The sequence below is a fragment of the Leptotrichia sp. HSP-342 genome, from assembly GCF_041199995.1.
GTDB lineage: Bacteria > Fusobacteriota > Fusobacteriia > Fusobacteriales > Leptotrichiaceae > Leptotrichia > Leptotrichia mesophila.
In genome coordinates, this window is the sequence record NZ_CP165646.1 from 1,751,969 (window position 1) to 1,772,705 (window position 20,737).

Genomic DNA, 20,737 nt, shown 5'->3' on the forward strand with positions numbered 1-20,737 from the left:
CTTGTTGGATATTTGAGTGTCAGAATTGATAAAGCAAATCGAATTGTTTTTAAAATTGTAAATATACTCAAACCTATTTTAAATTAAACTGCTAAAATTATATAAATTTATCGTTTGAGTAAAATAGTCATAGCTTTTGAGTTTTGTTTTAAATAAATTTTACTATAATACATTAGAAATATGGCAATGCGGTTCACATTATCGAGATAAATAAAAAATTTAGGAGCTTTAAAGGCTCCTTTTTTAATTATAGTTCTCTTTCACAACTTCCACAGCCTTAATCGCTGAAAGTGATACAATTACATCAGAAATATCAATTTTTTCATCCATATTTACAGTAAAAATTACTGTATTCTCAGGTTGATTTTTATCTATTTGTGTTATTTTTATCAATTTCTGATTAAATACTTCGTATGTTGCCAAAAGCCCTTTGGCATAATTTTGATTTTCCATGAATTTTACTTCAAATTTTAAAACTTTTATTTTTTTTACAATTTTAGGCTCAAATTTTTTAAATATCACTATTATTACAAGCATAAACACTATTGCTGGAATTGCTAAATTATAAAATCCCCATCCTATTCCAAGTCCTGCACAGCCTGTTGCCCATATTCCAGCGGCAGTTGTCATTCCTCCAACAGTTTCACCCTTTTCTTTCATTATGCTTCCTGCACCTAAAAATCCTATTCCACTTACAACTTGAGCACCTAGTCTTCCCAAATCTGTTTTTATAACCCCAGTTAATTTTAAATTTACGCTAGCAAGTTCGAGAATATTAAGTCTCAACTGATCCTGTACCATAGAAATAACTGCCGCTCCAAAACATACCAATATATGCGTTCTAAATCCTGCAGGTTTATTATCTTTTTCACGTGTATATCCAACAATTCCTCCAAAGACAACTGCCAGCATCAATCTGAGAGAAACAACTTCTACAGTTAATTTATTTACAAAGCTATTTTTAAAAAGTTCATTCGTTATTTCAATAAAATTAATCATTATGTATCGTTTCCTTTTTATTTTTTACTAAAAATGATACCTGTAATTTTAAGCAAAGAATTAATATAACTAACCATAAAATTCTTCTTCTCTTTATTCTTTTTTCAATATTCTTTGCATTCTTTATATCTTTCTCATCCTTTAATTTGCTTTGTGGCAGTTCATAAGTATATTTATGCCAATTTGACAATTCTCTATCCGTCCCAAACTTATCTACAAAAAATCTAGGACTTTTTAAACTTAATTTTTTTAAATTAAATTTTCTCATTATTTCTTCTTTTGTCAAATGATATTTCGTCTCATTTGAAGTTACATAAAAATATCCTGAATGTTTATTTACATATTCTTCCACTACTAATCCATCTCCATTTGGTGGATTACTAGCATAAGCTGAACTTTCTTTTACAAGTTCATCAAAAGAATAAACATATCCTATCCACACATCTCCTTTGTTCATCAATCCTTTTACATACGCTCTTCCTACATCATCCTGCTCTTCCCCGCCAAAATTAATATTAAATAATAAATCACTACTCTTAACAATCGGATCAATTGTATTTGGAATCAATCTTCTATAAACTTTTTTATTGTGCAAGGATAAACTCATATTTTCAGTTATTGGAAATTTATAAAAATGCCAAATCGTAATCCACAATAAAATTACATTTATTCCTAAGAATACTTTTTTCATAATAATTTCTCCATTTCCCAAAAAATTTACTATTTTCAAATTTTTTTATATCAAACTATTAAAATTAAATAATTTTGAAATCTACGTAAAATTTATAATTTCTATTTTTTAACAAAGTTTACTACAAAATAATTTTACCACATTTTTATAAATAATAAAGAAATAATTGTAAAACAAAAAAACTTGAATTTCGTAAATTTACTACTCTTCAAGTTTTTATCATAATTTATTTTTTATTAATTTTCTTCATTTTCAGTATATTCTTTTGCAACTTCATCAACTTTATATTCTTCAGCAATTTTGTTAATTAAGTTGTTTCTTTCTTCAATTGCCTTATTATTTAATAATCCATTGGCAATTTGTTGATAAGCGCTATTTGGTGTTACATTTCCTAATTTTGCTTTTTCATTTTCATAAATTTCAGTAATTTCTTCTTGAGTAACTTTTACATTTTTTCTTACTTCTAAGTCTAAGTAATAGTTTATGTATACACTGTCTTTAATGATTTCAAGATCTTTTTTATTTTGTTCTTGTTCCTCAAATTTTTCATCAGCCATTTTTTTACCGATTACTTTACCAACAATTATAGTTTTAATTATATCAGGATTTCCTTTTGAGAATAATAGTTCTTTTTTTGTAATTTCTACACTATCACCCATTTCTTCAACTAATTTATTTAATTCTTCAGCTTCTAATATAGCAACTTGTTGATTCAACAAATCTCTTTGAATAATTTCCTTTGCTTGAGAGAATGGAATATTTTGTGCATCAAAACTAGGTTTGTTGTCAGTGTATAATTTTGTAACATCATTTTCATTTACAGAAATTTTGTCTTCAATCGCCTTTGCAACAAAGAATTTATGTTTTTCATTTTCAACGAGATAATCAAATTCTTCCTGTTCTTCATCAGTAAATTTATATTTTTTAGCAGCTTCTAATACAGCTTTATTAGTTAAAACTCTTTTTATCCCCTCGTTGTCTAATCCTTCTCTTTCTTCATCTGTTAAAGTTAATTTAATATCTTCAGCTTTCTTTTTTGCCATTTTTTCTCCTTAATTCTAATAATTTTTTATTTTTAGTTTTTTTAACTTTTACTATTTTACACTATTTTTTAAAAAATTTCAAGGAATATTTTTAGTTTTAATACTTTTTTAGTATTAATTTATAAATACTCCCAAGTTATTTACTTAACATTCTACTCAAAAATTCTTTAGTTCTTTCATGTTTTGGATTTTCAAAGATATTTTCAGGCTTGTCATCTTCCACAATTATACCTTGATCCATAAATACAACTCGACTCGAAACATCATGGGCAAAATCCATTTCATGCGTTACAACAATCATCGTAAGTCCACTTTTTGCCAAATCTTTCATTACTTTTAGAACCTCTCCAACCATTTCAGGATCTAGTGCTGATGTTGGCTCATCAAACAACAAAACTTCTGGCTGCATCGCCAATGCTCTTGCTATTGCCACCCGTTGCTTCTGACCACCCGAAATTTGATTTGGCTTTGCATGAACAAATCGTTCCATTCCTACTTTTGCCAAAAATTTTCTTGCTATTTTTTCAGCCTCGTCTCTTGACTTTTTCAAAACTTTCATTTGTCCAATTACACAGTTTTCTAAAACACTTAAATTATTAAACAAATTAAACTGCTGAAATACCATTCCTACTTTTTCGCGCAACGTAACAAGTGATACATCTCCTGCCATTGCATCTTTTCCATGAATTAAGACTTGTCCGCTAGTAGGCTTTTCAAGTAAGTTTATACATCTTAAAAGTGTTGATTTTCCACTTCCAGACGAACCAATTATACTTACAACTTCCTTTTCATAAACATCAAAGTTTACATCCTTTAAAACTGTTCTCTTTCCAAAATCTTTTCTAATGTTTTTTATTTCAATAACTTTTTTACTCATTATTTCTCCTCCCCATTAGCATCATCCAAAATTTCAAAATGTTGAGGCCCGTCAATTCGTTTTTCGATTTGTTTTAAGATTAATGATAATGTAAACGTTAAGAAGAAGTAAATCACACTTGTTATAATAAATACTTCATAATAACGCGAGTAAGTTCCCGCAACAGATTTTGAAATAAAGAATAATTCTGTCACACTTATCACATTTAATACAGATGTATCTTTAATATTTACAATAAGCTCATTTCCAATCATTGGTAAAATATTTCTAAACATCTGTGGAAAAATAATACTTTGCATCAATTGAAAATTCGTCATTCCAATAGCCCTTGCCGCTTCAAATTGTCCATTGTCAATCGAATCAATTCCTCCACGGATAATTTCACTCATATATGCACCTGTATTTATTGATACAATAAATAATGCCGCTACCATTGGCGATAAATTTATATTGAACACCTGAGATAATCCATAATAAATTACCATTGACTGCACTATCATAGGAGTTCCTCTAAATACAGCAATATAAATTGATGAAAGTACATTTATAAATTTAAGTCCATATTTTTTATATTTTTGTGTCTGCTCATCAGTTTCAGATTCCGAATGTCTAAATAACGTAACTACTAGACCAATCAAAAATCCAACTACTGTCCCTGTAATCGAAATAAATAGAGTTACAAGTGTCCCTTTTACAAACTTTTTCCAGTTTTTTTGAATAAAGTAAATTACCCATCCAGCAAATGAACGCGAATTTCCACCTGGCTGATTTTGTATAGCCTTTTCCATTATTTCCTGTCGCACTTTTGGAGTCAAATCCTCATCCAAAATTTTATTAACCTGCTCTTCCAGTTCTGTATTTCCCAATTTCATTCCAACTGCAACATTTACTTCTACTGTATCATACTTAAATCCTGTATTTTTATCAAATGAAATAAATTTTAAATCTGGATTTGAAAACTGCGCTGCCATTGCTCCTGGTCTTTCTGATATATAGCCATCAATTTTCCCTGAATTTAATGCTACTATCATAGCTGGAAAACTTTCCATTGCAGTTTGCTTTTGCACACCTTTCATCTGATCAATAACATCGTAATGAAGAGTATTTAACTGTCCTGTAATTTTCGCTCCCACAAAATCATTAATCGACTTGGCGTTTGCATATTTTCCATTTTTTTGCACAACTACTACTAAATCTGATTCATAATAAGATTTTGAAAAAGTCAGGCTTTGCCGTCTTTCAGGTGTTGCTGACATTCCCGCTATAACTAGGTCAACTTTCCCTGAATTAATAGCAGGTCCAAGTAAAGCATCCCACTCTGTTTTTACAATCACAAGATTCTTATTTAGTTTTTTTGCAATAACTTTGGCTATTTCAACGTCATATCCCCCACAATAACCTCCATCAACTTTTACAGCACCATTTTTAGCATCATTTTGAAACCAGTTGAAAGGAGCGTATCCACACTCCATCCCAACCTTTATATCATCACTATAGCCTGTTATGAAAGTTGCAACAAAAACTAATAATATTAATATTTTATTTCTTATTGTACTGAATTTCATATTTTATTATAATGCTCCTTTTTTTATTAAAGTTTCAGCTATCTGAATTGTGTTTGTAGCGGCACCTTTTCTTATATTATCTGCTACAACCCATAAATTCAAAGCATTGTCTGCTGAAAAATCTCTTCTAATTCTTCCAACATAAACTTCATCAGTATCCTGAGCATTTATCGGCATTGGATAAACATTATTCTTACCATCATTTTGTACTATAACTCCTTCTTTTTCCTCAAATGCACGAATTACATCTTCCAATTCAAATGGTCTTTCTAATTCGACATTTACAGATACCGCATGCCCATATCTAACTGGTACTCTCACACAAGTCGCAGTTGCTTTTAAATCTGGCAAATTCAATATTTTTCTAGTTTCATTAATCATTTTTTCTTCTTCTTTTGTATATCCATTATCTAAGAAAACATCAATGTGTGGCAATGCATTAAATGCAATTTGATGCGGATATCCTTTTGAAGGCTCTCCTTTTAGATTAGCTTCCAAATCATCAAGTCCTCTCTGTCCAGAACCTGCCACAGCCTGATAAGTTGAATAGATTACTCTTTTCAATCCATATTTTTCTTGTAAAACTTTTAATACAGGCATCACCTGAATTGTTGAACAGTTTGGATTTGCAATAATTCCTGGATGATTTTCTAACGCTTCTGGATTTGCTTCAGGAACTATTAACGGAATATTTTTATCCATTCTCCAAGCACTGCTGTTGTCTATAACAACTGCACCTTTTGCCTTAAATTTTGGAGCATATTCAAGCGATACTGCTCCACCAGCCGAAAATAAAGCCACATCAATATCCTCAGCTATTGCATCATCTTTTAATTCCATAACAGTATATTCTGTTCCATTAAATTCAATTTTTTTACCAGCTGAATTTTTTGAAGCATAAAGGTATAATTTTTCTACTGGAAAGTTTCTTTCCTTTAATACTTTTAGAAATGTTCTTCCAACAAGTCCTGTTGCCCCGACAATTGCTACTTTGTAATTTTTCATTATTTTTCCTCCTAAAAACTTTTTTGATTAAGGTTCTATATCTAAAAATTTGATTGTTTCTTTACATTACCCTAAATCTAATGTATATATAATACACTATTCTTATGTCTTTTTCAATATGAAAAATGAAATAATAAAAAATATGTATCCAAAAATACATATTTCTTAAATCTTATTAAACTTCTCTTATTCTCACACCGTATTTAAAATATTTATTCCAGTATGTATTTTCCAAAGTTGAGATTACAACTCCTTTTGAAGCTGAAGCATTAATAAAAAGCGTATCTCCTAAATAAACTGCTGTATGATTGTTTTTTTCTTCTGGTCTAAAAAACACAATATCTCCAGGTTTCAAATTTTCTTTTGAAACATGAGTTCCTACTTTTACTTGCTGCACAGTTTGTCTTGGCAGTTCGTATCCATAAACTTCACGATAAACTCTACGTGTTAATGCTGAGCAATCCATTCCATTTTCTGAATCTCCACCAAGCGAATATTTTGTACCTTTCCAATTACTATATGCCTTTAATAATTGATTTTGCAACTCTACTGTTTTTTTTTGGCTAAAAGTACCATTTAACAATATTTCTTGATGTCTTCTCTTTAATTCAGATAATTTTTGTAATACCAATTGTGAATTTGGCATTGAACGATCAACAAGTCTATTTTCATCAAATAACTTTGTTACTTTCAAATCATCTATTTTTTCATTTAATTCACTATATTTTTCAGACTTTCTAACTGTATCTGTACTTTTATGTGCACTCTTTTTTTGTTCTGAACTATTGTTTGAAGTAGAATAGTGATTTTCTATTTTTTCTTTTTTTCCTCCTATAATTTCAATAGTAATATTTTCATTTCCTAAATTATTTTTTGATGAAAAATCATTATTGTTTGTTTCTCCAGTTTTTCCCTTACTTGCTTCATTTGTCTGTAAATTAGCACATCCTACAGTCATTAGCATGCATGCCATAGTAAAAGTTGATTTTCGTACCATCTTTTCTCCTCTCTAAAATTATTTTGAATCAATTATTAAATTTACAGGTCCGTCATTTTCAGAAACAATTCTCATATATTGTCCAAATTCTCCAGTTTCAAATCTAATTCCTGTCTGTTCCAGTTTTTTTACAAAAAGATTATAAATTTCATAAGCTTCACTAGCTGGTGCTGAATCAGTATAACTAGGTCTTCTTCCTTTTTTTGTATTTCCATAAATCGTAAAATTGCTTACAATTAGAAGATTTCCATTTATATCTTTTACTGATAAATTCAGTTTACCATTTTCATCATCAAAGATTCTCAGATTAATCAATTTGTCAATACAAAAATCAATATCCTTTATAGAATCTCCATTAGTAACTCCAATATATGCAACTATTCCCTTTTGAATTTTTCCCTTAAATTTATTATTTACAAATATTTCTGCAAAATTTACTCTTTGAACTATTATTTTCATTTTTTCCCTTAATTTTTAAATTATAACGTTAATAATATCTTCTTTCTTGACCGATTATAGTATCAAAACCGTGTCCAGGATAAACTTTGATATTTTCATCCAATGTCAATAATTTCTTTAGCGATTTTCCCATTTCAATAGGATCACTGGTTGGTAAATCTACTCTTCCATAAGTTCCTTGAAACATTGTATCTCCAGAAATTAATATCTTGTTAACCTTATCGTAATAACAAATATCCCCTCTGCTATGTCCTGGCGTTTCAATTATTTCAAAATTAAATTCTAGACAGCTTTCAGGGACTTTCCCTTCTTTTCCGATTTTATCATTTTCCCTTAGTGTTACAATTTGAACATTTTCCTTATCTAATTCAAATTTTCCTTCTCTCCAAACAAAAAGTGACAATTCAGGATTAAACAAAAATTCATATCCGCCTTCACTTATATAAATTGGAACTTTTTTATATTCCAATATTGATGGAACTCCTAGAATATGATCCCAATGCCCGTGAGTAAGAAGTATTGCTAACAAATTTAATTTATTTTCACTAATATAACTAACAACTTCATTCATCTTTTCCTGACCAGGATCTACAACGTAGCAATCATTACCATAAGAAATCACATAACAGTTACTCTGTACCGCATTGTCATTCAAAAATTTCCTTATTTCCATAATTTCTCCTTCTATTTTCTATTATTTTCTGACTACTTTATATTAAACTGATAAAGTTAAAGAATACTTATATTAAATATTTTTTATATTTTATTTTCAAATTCTTTTATATGTACATCCATTTGTGGATAAGGAATTTCAATTCCAGCCTTATCAAATTCAGACTTGATTTTTTCATTTAACTTTAGTTTCAGATCTAAATAATTTTCTGAACGCGTATAAACATAGATATAAAAAATTATTGCAGATTCAGCTAATTCTCCGACTCCAATAATAGAATCTTTTGAAGCTAGAATCATCTTTTTATCCTCGTCGCTATCTTTTTTCAATATTACAGTATTTTGTATATTTTTACTATTTCTGGAAGTTTCTTCTTCTATTTTTTTAGTTACTTCATCTTCAGCTTCCTTCATTTTTTTTCTAGAAAAAATCGCTGAAAATAAATTGACTTTACTTTTTTCTTTATTTTCTAGTATTGTATTCTGAATTTTTGCAAGCAAGTTATTTTTTATTTTAGTTTCTTCTACTTCATCCATCGTTTCTTCTTTCACTATTCTTTCTAAGACCTTCTTTACTTTCTGAATATCACTCTTATACGAAACGCCAATTTTCAAATCAAGCCTACGCTCCCCATCCTGCTTAATGTTCCGGATTTCCGTATTCGTAACTATTCCATTTGGAATTATTACAAGCTCATTTTGTGGATTTAACATTTTTGTATAAAAAAGCTCAATCTTTTTAACCGTACCAATATAATTATTATACTCAATTGTATCACCAACTCGAAATGGCTTAAATGTAAGAATTATAAGTCCACCGCAAAAGTTACCCAAAGTTTCCTTAAAAGCAATCCCAAAAATTATCCCAGCCGCTCCTAGAAAAGTTGTGATGGAAGATGTGTTAATTCCAAGAATTCCAATAGAAGAATAAACTATAATAAAATAATATAAAATAGAATAAATTGAAAGTAAAAATGAAGCTAAACTTTTATCAACATTTGACTTTTCCATTATAATCTTTAATATTTTTTCAATTCTAGTCTTAAATATTTTTCCAATTTTTATAATTAAAAAGATTATAAACAGTCTAAATATATTAGTTTTCAAAAATTTAATTATATTCTCTAATTCCAAAAATTTTTGTAATTCTTTCATAAATATATACGACAGTATATAAAAGTTGTATAACTATATATACATTCCTTTCCTTTTATTTCTTTTTCATATAATTATTTAAAAGTTAGTTTTAAATATAGTACACGTCTTATTTTAAACTTTTTATTTTTAAAATTACTTTGATTATAAAGTAAAGTAACTTAGAAATAAAATTATATTAGCCCTGTTCGACAGTCTATAATCCAAAATTATAAATCTCATAAATTAATGGAAATTTCATGAAAAACTCTCTGTTTTTTATCTGTTTCATCTTATTTAACTCACTCGTAGATGATACTTTTGTAATATCATAGTCAAAGATAATATTTTCCATAGAACTATATTCATAATAAAATGAATACATAATTAAGCCTAGCAAGGATAGACAATTTTAGCTGATATTCCCTTCTTGAATGTCGATTCTGTATGCTTCATTCAAAAGTTCTAACATTTTATCAAAAATATTTTTTAATATCATAAATTGCAATATTAATTGCGACATTTTACCAAATTTTTTTATTCTTTCAATATTCTTTCAATATTATTTATTATTATAATCACCAATATTATTATATCCTAGTATCATTTTTTTAAAAAAGATTGTCGAACAGATTTATTACAAATTATACGAAAAAACACTATCTAACATATATTTAATTTCTAATAATTTAATTTAAAAAATATCTAAATAAATAATGAAAATTATTAAAGAATTTGCGTTTTTTTATTATAGCACATTTTTTTTATTCTGTCTATGAAAATATTTTAATTTTTATTATTTTTTTAACAAAATAAAAAATGTGATAAGTATATATTTTTACCTATCACATTTCATTATTTTCATTCTACTATTTTTTAACAAAATATCCTAAATTCTCTAATTTTTTTATACTTTCAGGAAAATATTCCTTAGCAGTTATCTGTATTCTTTCTCCAGTTGGCATTGTTCTATAAATATTTGTTTTTTCTAGTTCTTTTATAGCTTCTGCTTCTGTTTTTGGCTCTGATAAAATATCTGCAACAATTATATCTACATCATTTATATCACCTACTATTTCATTTCTAGAATTTCCAATTCCAATCGCTCCTACTCCTTCTCCAATAGTTAAAACTCTTATATAATTTCTAAATTTTTTAGGAATATAAACTTTATTTTCTTCATAAGTTATTATTTCATTTTCAGAACAGTAATATTTTATTTTACCATTAATCATACTATTTAAAACAAATTTTCTTAGATTCATGATAATTTCATTTCTCTCTTCTTCTGTTTTTTCCTCTTGAGAATTTTCTTCCCAATATTTTATAGCATCATTAATCTTAAAACTTTTATTTGGTATTTCTAAAAAATGAAGCATTATCATTTTTATATTTTCTTCATTTAAAGTTTCTAATTCTTCTTTTGTAAATGTTGATGTTAATAAAAATGAATCTATTATATCATTAGGGAAGGTTTCAGTAAAATTCAGTTTTTCTATTTGACTATTTTTGCAGATTAGTGATCTTCTAAATTTAGTATCAAGTATATAATCAAGACATTGTTCTTTTATTACATTATTACCTTGTGATAACTGATACAACTTTTCTTTTGTACTTTCATTATACACACTTATAATAGATAATCTTAATGAAATATCTGAGATGTATTCTAAATTTTCTTTTTTTAATAGATCTACAAATTCATGTAAGTAAATTGGTTTATTGAAATTTTCTAAGTACTCATGTCCAACATAATAATCTTGCATTCCTAAAATTTCTTCTATTTGTCGAACAAAATCTCCTTTTTTCTGAATAATATCTGCATAGCTTTTCATTTGTTCGGCTATAATTGAAATAAAAGTTTTTCCACGTTGAGTTTTATCTCCTAATGAAATTTCTGGAAAATATTTATTAGCATAAATCATCATTTCACGTATTTTATCAGGTTCTTTCCATCCAGGATATGTATTATAAGAAATATAAGCGATTCCTTCTTCAGCTAAATTCTCATTACATATTTTCACAATTTTTTCCTTCACAATTTCAGGAACCCATGAAAATACACCATGAACGATAATATAATCAAATTTTCCAAAATCTTCATTTATATCCAAAATATTTTTTTCAATTAATTTAATATTTTGTAATCCAATTTTTTCAATAACTTCATTTCCTTTTTTTACTTGTTCCGCTGTCAAATCAACTCCAATAAATTCAGCTTCAGGATTATACAACGCCTGTGTTATAATATTTCCTCCAAACGATGATCCTAATTCTAAGACTCTAGCTTTTCTAGAATCCTTTGGTGTCAATCCAAATAACTTTCCTTGAGCCTCTAGTAATGCTGGTATAGTGTAATTAAATGGATTAGATTTGTAAAGTACTTCATTATATGTATTTTTATTTTCCATAATTTTTTAATATAAGAAATCTAGATTAATAGTTTTCTAACCATTACATAATCTAAGATTTATTCTTATATTTAATCTCCTTTCAATATTTTATTAATTTAAATTTTTATTTAACTTTTTTAATTTCAATATACTTGATACTCATATTATGTTTGCTTAAAAACATTTCTTCAAATTCAGTTCTAATATTTTCATCTGCTTTTTCAGAATTATGTAAATCTTTCGTATGATAAATAGTCTTATAGTTATCAAGTCTATCTACTAATTCCAGGACATCTTCATAATATTGTTCATGATCAGTCTTAAAAAATAACATTCCACCTGATTTCATTATAATATCAAGTCTTACAAACAAGTTTTCATTTATTACCCTTTTCTTCTCTTCACCTTCCCAAGGATCAGGAAAATTAATGTAAACTCCTGTTATCTCGTTTTCTCCAATAAAATCCAATACTGTCTCTGCTCTTTTTCTTACAAACAGAATATTATTTAAATTTCTTTTTTTAGATTTTTTTGCACCTAAAACAAGTCTCTTAAATCGTAATTCTAAAGCAATATAGTTTCTGTCCTTAAATTTTTGTGCATTTACAACAGTGAAATTTCCACTTCCACAGCCAATTTCTAAATAAATATCGTTATTATTTTGAAAAAACTCATTCCATTTTCCACGATATTCATCAACACTTTTATTATTATACATCAAATGCTCAGGAAATTCAAGCATTTCATACATATATTTATTATAATTTTTTTTAGGCTTTTCAAAAAAGTACTTCCAAATCTCTTTTTCATTTATAATTTTACTTTTTTCAGCATTAATTTTTTTAAATTCATCATTTACTTTTTTTATTTTATTCCTTCGTTTCTGTTCAGCTTCTGTAATTTTTATTTTTTGTCCATTTTTTCCGATAATTTCAATTTTATTCGTATTTTCCATTTTTAATTATTTTCCTTATTTTTAAAATTATTTTTTCAACTTAAAAGTTAGAGTCTAGCCTTCTATTTTAATCTTAAAATAGAATCACCATGAAATTTTAGATAATATCAACCAAAAATTTCTTTCAAAATTTTATCTATCTCATTATTTTTTTCAAAAAATGTTTTTGTATCAATATTTTCAGACTTTTTCAAATATTCGATAATTTCATTTTCGTTTTCCACAATTTCAATAAATCCTAGCTCTTTTGCATACTTCACAATTTCCTCTATATTCTGAAAATATTTTCCAATAATTGGCTTTTTACCATAATATAGTGGCTCCAAAATCGAATGCCCCCCAATATCAGTGAGAGTTCCACCAACAAAGACAAAATCTGCCATCTGATAAAAATCCGTTAAAACTCCCATTTTATCGACTATAATTATTTTTTTATAATTTTGAATTTTATAATTTGATTTATCTTTTTCAATTTGTGTAATTAGCAAATAATCATCTTTTGAAAAATTTTCCAAAATAATATTTTCAATTTCACTAGTTCTTTCCAAATGTCTTGGTACAAGTACTAATTGATATTCATTATTAATATTTATCTGTTTAAATACTTCCAACCAAATTTTTTCTTCATTTGGACGTGTACTTCCACATACAATTACTTTTTTATTTTTATCTATAACTGTTTCATGATATTTTTTTATCTGTTCTTCCGTGATTTTATTGTATTTAATCGAATATTTCAGATTTTTATAAACTTTGATTTTATTCTTGTCAATTCCTAATTTTTCATATCTCTCTTTGTCAGGAAAGCTTTGCACCATTATTTTTTTAGCATAATTTATTACTTTCTTTATAATCCATTTAAATTTAAGATACGATTTTAATTTTTTTTCAGTAAGCCTTCCATTGATAATAAATAGTTCTCCATTCTTTGAAGCAAAATAATATAAATTTGGCCAAATCTCTGTTTCTATAACAATTGTTTTTTTAATTTTATATTTTTTATAAATTTTACGGATTGCAAAAAAATCATCAAGTGCAAAATAAAATATTTTAATATTCTTATTTTCATAATATTTTTTATTAACTGCCGAAAATCCGGTATCTGTCATAACAGAAAGAATTAATTTCTGTTTTTTATCTTTCAATATTTTTTCAATTAATTCCTGCGTTAGATTAAACTCCCCTACTGACGAGAAATGGATAAGTATTGTCTCTTTATTACTATTAAGGAAACTATCATTTCCCATTTTTTGAAATAGACGTGATTTAAAAAAAATTAACAGTTTTTTATTGAATATTGCCAGAATAGATATTATAAAATAAAGTAGAATTCGTAATAAATTATATAAAATCATATCTTCCTCATTTTTTAATTTAGTTTTAAGTAAAAAGACTATCTCTTAATGAATTTACATTAGAAATAGCCTTTTATTAATTTGCAAAGTAAAAATTATTTTCCTTCTGCTACATTATCAGCTAATTTTTTACCTACTTTAAATTTAACAACATTTTTAGCAGGTATTTTAATTTCTTTTTTAGTTTGTGGATTAATTCCTGTTCTTGCAGCTCTTTCTTTTACTTCAAATGTTCCCCATCCAACAAATTGAACAGAATCTCCTTTTAATAATGTTTCTTCAACAGTTTCTAAAAATTGGTTTACCAATTCTTCTGCTCTTTTTTTAGTTTCTCCTGTAGCTTTTGCATAAGCATCTACAAATTCTTTTTTTGACATATTAATCAAACCTCCAAATTATTCTTCTTTAATTAAAGTACTAAACTATTATACACTATTTTCAGTATTTGTCTAGTATTTTTTTTAAATTTCTCGATTTTTTTTCATTTTTTTATCATTCTATGTTTTTTCTAATTTTTTTAAAAATAAAATCAAATTATTTATTAAATTTCATGCTTTTATGTATATGTTTAAAATAAGATTCTAATTTTTTCGTATAAAAAAAATTTATTACTTCTTTTGTTTAATTATATATAAAATTTCATTTTTTACTTCCTCAATATTTTTAGAAGTTGTATCTACTTCAATTGCATCATTAGCTTTTTTTAGTGGACTCTCTTTTCTTGTTGAATCAATTTTATCCCTTTTCAAAATATTTTCATAAATTTTTTCAATTTTAACATTTTCCCCTTTTGCAACAAGTTCCTTATAACGTCTATTCGCTCTTTCTTTGGCATCTGCAATCAAAAATATTTTTACATCCGCATTTGGAAAAACAACTGTCCCAATATCACGCCCGTCTAGAATCACATTTTTCGATTCTGAAAATTTTCTCTGTAAATCGACCATTTTTTCACGAACCTCACGTATCGCTGCAATATCGGATACATTTTCTGAAACAACAGGTTTTCTAATTTCCTCACTCACATTTGTATCATCTAGATAAAATCCATTTTGTTTAATATCAATTCTCAAATCATCCAGCATTTTTATGATTTTGTCTAAATTACCCAAAATTCCATCATTTAAAACCTTTAACGTAACAAGTCTATACATTGCTCCTGTATCAAGATAAACAAGTCCCAGCTCCTCTGCAATCAATTTTGCGATAGTGCTTTTCCCACTTCCAGCAGGACCATCAATAGCAATTATCATATTCTTCCTACTTTCTTTTTTATTATTTTTATTTCATTTTCTATTTTTAAATTTTAATTATTTTAAAATTGAAAATTTTGACTATTTCACAAAAATAACGAGATTTTTCTACTTTAAATCAATTAGTTTTTATATTTAAAAACAAGTGAAACCCAGTTATTTTTTTCTTTTCTATCAACTTGTCTCAAATTATAATTTTCAGCCTTTTTCACAAATGCCTCTTCCTTTTCACTCAAAATTCCAGAAAAAATAACAGTTGCACCTTTTTCCAGAGTTTTTTCTATATCTTCAAGCAATTTTTCCAGAACATCTACCAAAATATTTGAAACAACTAAATCATATTTTTCGCTGATGTCATCTACCAAATTTCCAATTATCACTTCAAAACTATCATTTATGTCATTTTTAGAAAAATTTTCCAAAACAACATCTCGAACTTTTTCATCAATATCAATTCCAACAACCTTTTCTACACCTAATTTTTTCCCAATTAACATCAAAATTCCAGAGCCACAGCCTATATCCAGTAATTTCTTTTTGTTTTCAGAATATTTCTCTAAAAATTCCACACACAATGAAGTAGTTTCATGCGTTCCTGTCCCAAAAGCAAGCCCTGGATCAATTTCGATTACAATTTCATTATTTTCTGGTTCATACTTATCCCAACTTGGTTTTATGACAATATTATCAGTTATATTTACAGTGTGAAAATATTTTTTCCATTCATCTTGCCAATCTTCGTCATTGCATTTAGCTGTGTAAATTTCATACATAAACTCTGTATCTGAATTCTGAAATTCTTTTAAATTATTAAAAATAATATTTAATTTTGTATTTGCAAATCTATTATCAACAATATATCCAATTATACTCCAAACATCATTTTTTATTGCGAAATTAGCATTATAATCCAGTATATTTTCAGAAAAGTAATCAATAACTTCTATCTGTTTAATTCCAATTTCATCAAACATATTTACTAATTTTGTCTTCGTTTCTTTTAAGTTATCCGAAAAATAATCTACTTTTACTTTTATCCATTTCATTTTTTCATTTTCCTTTTTTTATATCTCATCATATCCCATGTTCACACGTTTAATTGATAATGCTCTACCGGTCTTTTCATTCACTTCCAGCTCAATTCCATTGATTCTCAAGTTTTCTTCACATACAGAATATCTTGTTGGCATTCCATCCTTAAATCTTTGTATACTTTCTTTTCTATTCATTCCTAGAATACCGTCATGTCCTCCAGTCATCCCTATGTCTGAAATATATCCAGTCCCTCCTGGCAAAATTCTTTCATCTGCCGTCTGTGTATGTGTATGCGTTCCATAAACTGCTGACACTTTTCCAGATAAGTTCCATCCCATTGCCTGTTTTTCTGAAGTGGCTTCTCCATGAAAATCAAGAATTATTATATCTGTTTGTTCCTTAATCTGTGGCAAAACTTCCTCAACTGCCAAAAATGGACAAGCAATTGGTGGCATAAATACTTTACATTGGGCATTTATAACTGCTACTTTCACTCCATTTTTTTCAACAATTGTATAACCGCTTCCAGGTGCTTCCTTTGTATAGTTTATCGGTCTAATCAAATTTTTCTGTTCATTTATGTATGAATAGATTTCCCTTTTATCCCAGCTATGATTTCCAAGAGTTATGACATCTACTCCCCGATTAAACATTTCTTTTGCAATCTTTACATTTATTCCAAAACCACCAGCTGAATTCTCTCCATTTACGATAATAAAGTCATAATTCTGTTTTCTTTTTTCCAAATATTTAAACAATGTAGTTCTACCTGGTCTACCGACAATATCACCAATTATTAAAAATTTCATGTAAAATCATCCCTTTGCATCTCAAATTTATCTAATATTTATTATACTACATATTATAATTTTTTTATAGTTTTTCTTAATTTATTTTTTTGATATTTTAATCTTTTTAGGCTGGTTTTACTATAAAAAAGAGCCTCCTGAATAAAAATTATCTTAAAAAAGATATTTTTAATGGATAAGCTCTCTTTTAGTTCATTTTTATTTATTTTGCATATTCCACAGCTCTAGTTTCTCTAATAACAGTAACTTTTATCTGTCCTGGATATTGCATTTTTTCTTCAATTTCTTTTGCTACATCTCTAGCAAGTATCGTAGCTTTGTCATCATCAATATTATCTGGATGAACAATTAATCTTAATTCCCTACCAGCCTGAATCGCATACGAACTTTCAATTCCTTCATGACTATTAGCAATTTCTTCCAATTGTTCCAAACGTTTTAAATAATTTGATAATGTTTCACGTCTTGCTCCTGGTCTTGATGCTGAAATTGAATCAGCTGCTTGTACTAATACAGCTTCTATGCTTAATTGCTCTACTTCATTATGATGTGATTCTACAGCATTTATTACAATTTCACTTTCTTTTGAAAATTTTCTTAAAAATTCTCCACCATTTATAGCATGTGATCCTTCTTGCTCATGCGAAAATGCTTTTCCTATATCATGCAATAATGCCGCTCTTTTAGCAATGTCAACATTTGCACCAATTTCTGCTGCCAAAGCTGAAGCTATATGTGCAACTTCTATTGAGTGCTGTAAAATATTTTGCCCAAAAGATGTTCTGAATTTCAAACGTCCAAATACTTTTAATACTTCACGTGGCAATGTTGGAATTCCCACTTCTAAAATAGCCTGTTCGGCAGCATCTAATATGCTTTCATCTACTTCATGCTGTGCTTTTGCTACAACTTCCTCTATTTTTGTTGGATGAATACGTCCATCTGAAATCAATTTTTCAAGTGCAATTTTAGCAACTTCTCTTCTTACTCCATCAAAAGAAGACAGTACTACTGCTTCTGGAGTATCATCAATTATCAAATCAACTCCTGTTGCGGCTTCAATAGCTCTTATATTTCTTCCTTCACGTCCAATAATTCTACCTTTCATTTCTTCACTTGGCAACTGAATAACTGAAATTGTAGAATCAACAACATAATCTGAAGCAGCTTTTCCAATTGCTGTTGAAATAATTCTTTTTGAAATTCTATCTTTTTCCCTGTCTAAATTATATTCATAATCTCTTATTAATACAGCTTTATCGTGATCTAGTTCATTTTCCAGTTTAGTCAAAATAATTTTTCTTGCATCTTCCTGTGTCAGTTCTGAAATTCTTTCCAATTCTTTTTCTTCATTTGCAATCATTTCTTCTAGTTCTTTTTCTCTTCGGAACAATTTTTCACGGTATTTCTCATTTTTAGCTTCTCTTTCTTCCAACCGTTCCATTTTTGTTTCTAATGTCTCTTCTTTTTTGGCAATTCTTTCTTCTTTTGTAGCAAGTTCTGATTTCATTTTCTTTATTTCGTCATCTGCTATTTTTTTCTCATTTAACAATTCTTCTTTTACTTTTAGTGTTTCTTCTTTTCTAAACGATTCAATTTCTCTTTCAACTTCTTTTTTTGATGTTTCAAGTCTTCTTTTAGCATCAACGATTTTTAATTCCAGTTCGTTCAAATCTCCGTATTTTTTCTTAAAAATTGAACTCCCAAAAAAATAAGCTATAAAAAAAGTTAAAAAAGAAAAAATAACAATCAACAAAATCGCTATTGATATGCTCATTTTTCTCCCTTCTTATTTTTTTTCAGCTACATTTGAAATCTTCCAAGTATTATCATTTGTTTTTTTCCAAGTTAGTTTATAATAATTGCTTGCTGTGGCAAAATTAACTACCATAATACTATTTGCCTTATTTTTAGATACGACATTAACATCAGAAAAAACAAATGTCAATCCCGAAAGATCGTATTCTTGCATTTTTTTTACAATAATATTATTTTTAAATGTAGGTAAAAAAACTTCTTTTAATTTATTATATTCGTTTGAACTGGCAGCATCTTTTAACTCTTCTGTAACTTGCATTATTTGAGAGCTAATTGTCTTAGCTTCAATTTGAGTTACTTTTTTTTCAGAGGCAGTAAGGCTGGTACAGCTCATAAGAATCAACAAAATAAATAGACATAAATATTTTTTCATATTTTCCTCCAAAAACTTCGTCATTTAATTTTATCACAATTTTTTCACATATTCAAGTTAGAAAAAATAAATTTTTTCGTTTTTTTCCACTATTTTTTCTTATTTCTCCATCTTTTATGCTGCCACATATACTGCTCTGGATATTCTCTAATAATTTCCTCAAATTCATGATAAATTTTTTGCATATTATATCGCATTGTTTCCTTTAATTTTTCTTGTTTTTCTATTTCAATAATTTTTTTATTCTTAACATATATCACATCTCTCTCAAACACAGCATAAGCAAGAACTATCGGTATTTTATGCTTCATTGAAAGCAAGACAGGTCCTGCAACTCCAGTTGTTTCACGTCCAAAAAATTTCACATCCACATCTTTTCCATAATGATCCGAAGCAAGAGCAATGATTGATTTTTCATTTATTGCTTTTCTCAAATTATCACTATCATGTAACGGCAAGGAATTAAGACCTCCCTCTTCACGCCATTTTGTCATCAAGTCATTAATTTTTTTATTTTTCTGATTTCTAAAAACAGCATAAAAATTTCTTATATTCCTCATTCTGCTCCCAGCTTCAAATCCACCAAGATGAAGTGAAACAATTAAAACCGCCTTTTCATTATTTTCACAAGCCTGTCCCATCAGCTCCTCATTTTCTACAACAGTATTTCCATCTCGTGTAATTTCTTCCAAAAAAATAGAAGTCATAATCATTTTTCCCATTGTTTTATATGATTCTTTTGCAATTTTCTCAATGTCTTCATCATTTTTTTCAGGAAAAGCATTTTTTATATTATCTATCGTAAGTAGCCGCCTTTTTTTTATAAGATAATATGCTGCTATCCCAAAACTTTCAAAAATTCTATATCTCATTTTAAGAGAAAAAATTGACAAAATCTTTTTTATCAAAATAACAAAAAATCCTGTTATTTCTTCACTTACTTTATATTTCATCTTATTTTTAAACTCCTTAAAAATTTATTTTTAAAAAAAGAGCATACATAAAATACGCTCTTTTATCTTAATTACTATTTTCTGATTCCTAATTTTTCGATTAATGATCTATAATCATCAACGTTTCTATTTTTGATGTAGTTTAATAATCTTCTTCTTTTACCAACCATTTTTAGTAATCCTACTCTTGAATGCACATCTTTAGGATGTGTTTTTAAGTGAGCTGTCAAATGACTGATTCTATCTGTAAGAAGTGCAACTTGTACTTCAGCAGATCCTGTATCTTGAGCATTTTTTCCATATGCTTCAATAATTTCTTTTTTCGGTTTTAATGCCATTGTTTTCCTCCTA

General features: G+C 27.5%; 21 protein-coding genes. All 21 read right to left on the bottom strand.

The genetic code is table 11. The features are described from left to right. Positions 1-243 precede the first annotated feature (243 nt). The 21 genes from AB8B23_RS08885 to rpsO all read right to left on the bottom strand — a co-directional run bounded on the left by AB8B23_RS08885 (position 244) and on the right by rpsO (position 20,724). A complete protein-coding gene (locus tag AB8B23_RS08885) occupies positions 244-999 on the bottom strand; it encodes an MgtC/SapB family protein (RefSeq protein ID WP_369712444.1) in 756 nt (251 codons plus the stop codon). Then, on the bottom strand, positions 992-1,690 hold the full coding sequence (locus AB8B23_RS08890; protein WP_369712445.1) for a hypothetical protein: 699 nt from the start codon (positions 1,688-1,690) through the stop codon (positions 992-994). Before AB8B23_RS08890 ends, AB8B23_RS08885 begins: the two co-directional genes overlap by 8 nt. Positions 1,691-1,926: 236 nt before the next feature. Then, positions 1,927-2,733 carry a viral A-type inclusion protein gene (locus AB8B23_RS08895; protein ID WP_369712446.1) on the bottom strand — a complete coding sequence of 269 codons (807 nt, stop codon included), beginning with the start codon at positions 2,731-2,733 and terminating at the stop codon, positions 1,927-1,929. Between the two features lie 136 nt (positions 2,734-2,869). Next, complete coding sequence (locus AB8B23_RS08900; protein WP_369712447.1) at positions 2,870-3,610, bottom strand: amino acid ABC transporter ATP-binding protein; 741 nt, start codon at positions 3,608-3,610, stop codon at positions 2,870-2,872. After that, positions 3,610-5,175 (bottom strand): ABC transporter substrate-binding protein/permease, encoded by a 1,566-nt coding sequence (locus AB8B23_RS08905; protein WP_369712448.1) that lies wholly within the window; start codon positions 5,173-5,175, stop codon positions 3,610-3,612. The genes AB8B23_RS08900 and AB8B23_RS08905 overlap by 1 nt, the downstream gene beginning before the upstream one ends. 6 nt (positions 5,176-5,181) lie before the next feature. Next, positions 5,182-6,180, bottom strand: coding sequence for an aspartate-semialdehyde dehydrogenase (locus tag AB8B23_RS08910; RefSeq protein ID WP_369712449.1), 999 nt, complete (start codon positions 6,178-6,180; stop codon positions 5,182-5,184). A gap of 175 nt (positions 6,181-6,355) precedes the next feature. Further along, positions 6,356-7,177, bottom strand: coding sequence for a C40 family peptidase (locus AB8B23_RS08915; RefSeq protein ID WP_369712450.1), 822 nt, complete (start codon positions 7,175-7,177; stop codon positions 6,356-6,358). An 18-nt stretch (positions 7,178-7,195) separates the two neighbouring features. After that, a complete protein-coding gene (gene dtd / locus AB8B23_RS08920) occupies positions 7,196-7,636 on the bottom strand; it encodes a D-aminoacyl-tRNA deacylase (RefSeq protein WP_369712451.1) in 441 nt (146 codons plus the stop codon). Positions 7,637-7,664: 28 nt separating this feature from the next. Continuing rightward, positions 7,665-8,309: an MBL fold metallo-hydrolase gene (locus AB8B23_RS08925; RefSeq protein WP_369712452.1), complete on the bottom strand. Its 645-nt coding sequence runs from the start codon at positions 8,307-8,309 to the stop codon at positions 7,665-7,667. An 83-nt stretch (positions 8,310-8,392) separates the two neighbouring features. Further along, positions 8,393-9,463, bottom strand: coding sequence for a mechanosensitive ion channel family protein (locus AB8B23_RS08930; protein ID WP_369712453.1), 1,071 nt, complete (start codon positions 9,461-9,463; stop codon positions 8,393-8,395). Positions 9,464-10,311: 848 nt separating this feature from the next. Continuing rightward, a complete protein-coding gene (locus tag AB8B23_RS08935; RefSeq protein ID WP_369712454.1) occupies positions 10,312-11,853 on the bottom strand; it encodes a methyltransferase regulatory domain-containing protein in 1,542 nt (513 codons plus the stop codon). A gap of 106 nt (positions 11,854-11,959) precedes the next feature. Then, positions 11,960-12,790, bottom strand: a complete 831-nt coding sequence (gene trmB / locus AB8B23_RS08940) for a tRNA (guanosine(46)-N7)-methyltransferase TrmB (RefSeq protein ID WP_369712455.1) — start codon at positions 12,788-12,790, stop codon at positions 11,960-11,962. Between the two features lie 107 nt (positions 12,791-12,897). Next, positions 12,898-14,145: a 3-deoxy-D-manno-octulosonic acid transferase gene (locus AB8B23_RS08945; RefSeq protein WP_369712456.1), complete on the bottom strand. Its 1,248-nt coding sequence runs from the start codon at positions 14,143-14,145 to the stop codon at positions 12,898-12,900. A 95-nt stretch (positions 14,146-14,240) separates the two neighbouring features. Beyond that, positions 14,241-14,522 carry an HU family DNA-binding protein gene (locus AB8B23_RS08950; protein WP_369712457.1) on the bottom strand — a complete coding sequence of 94 codons (282 nt, stop codon included), beginning with the start codon at positions 14,520-14,522 and terminating at the stop codon, positions 14,241-14,243. 231 nt (positions 14,523-14,753) lie between these two features. Next, positions 14,754-15,398, bottom strand: a complete 645-nt coding sequence (cmk, locus tag AB8B23_RS08955; RefSeq protein ID WP_369712458.1) for a (d)CMP kinase — start codon at positions 15,396-15,398, stop codon at positions 14,754-14,756. 122 nt (positions 15,399-15,520) lie between these two features. Then, entirely contained in the window at positions 15,521-16,444 is a 924-nt protein-coding gene (prmA, locus tag AB8B23_RS08960) for a 50S ribosomal protein L11 methyltransferase (protein ID WP_369712459.1), read from the bottom strand. An 18-nt stretch (positions 16,445-16,462) separates the two neighbouring features. Next, positions 16,463-17,242 carry a TIGR00282 family metallophosphoesterase gene (locus AB8B23_RS08965; protein ID WP_021743045.1) on the bottom strand — a complete coding sequence of 260 codons (780 nt, stop codon included), beginning with the start codon at positions 17,240-17,242 and terminating at the stop codon, positions 16,463-16,465. Positions 17,243-17,444: 202 nt separating this feature from the next. Continuing rightward, positions 17,445-19,019 carry a ribonuclease Y gene (rny, locus tag AB8B23_RS08970; protein WP_369712460.1) on the bottom strand — a complete coding sequence of 525 codons (1,575 nt, stop codon included), beginning with the start codon at positions 19,017-19,019 and terminating at the stop codon, positions 17,445-17,447. Between the two features lie 12 nt (positions 19,020-19,031). Then, entirely contained in the window at positions 19,032-19,433 is a 402-nt protein-coding gene (locus tag AB8B23_RS08975; protein WP_369712461.1) for a hypothetical protein, read from the bottom strand. 89 nt (positions 19,434-19,522) lie between these two features. After that, on the bottom strand, positions 19,523-20,386 hold the full coding sequence (locus tag AB8B23_RS08980) for a lysophospholipid acyltransferase family protein (protein WP_369712462.1): 864 nt from the start codon (positions 20,384-20,386) through the stop codon (positions 19,523-19,525). A 74-nt stretch (positions 20,387-20,460) separates the two neighbouring features. Continuing rightward, positions 20,461-20,724 (bottom strand): 30S ribosomal protein S15, encoded by a 264-nt coding sequence (gene rpsO / locus AB8B23_RS08985; protein ID WP_021743041.1) that lies wholly within the window; start codon positions 20,722-20,724, stop codon positions 20,461-20,463. Between the last annotated feature and the right edge of the window lie 13 nt (positions 20,725-20,737).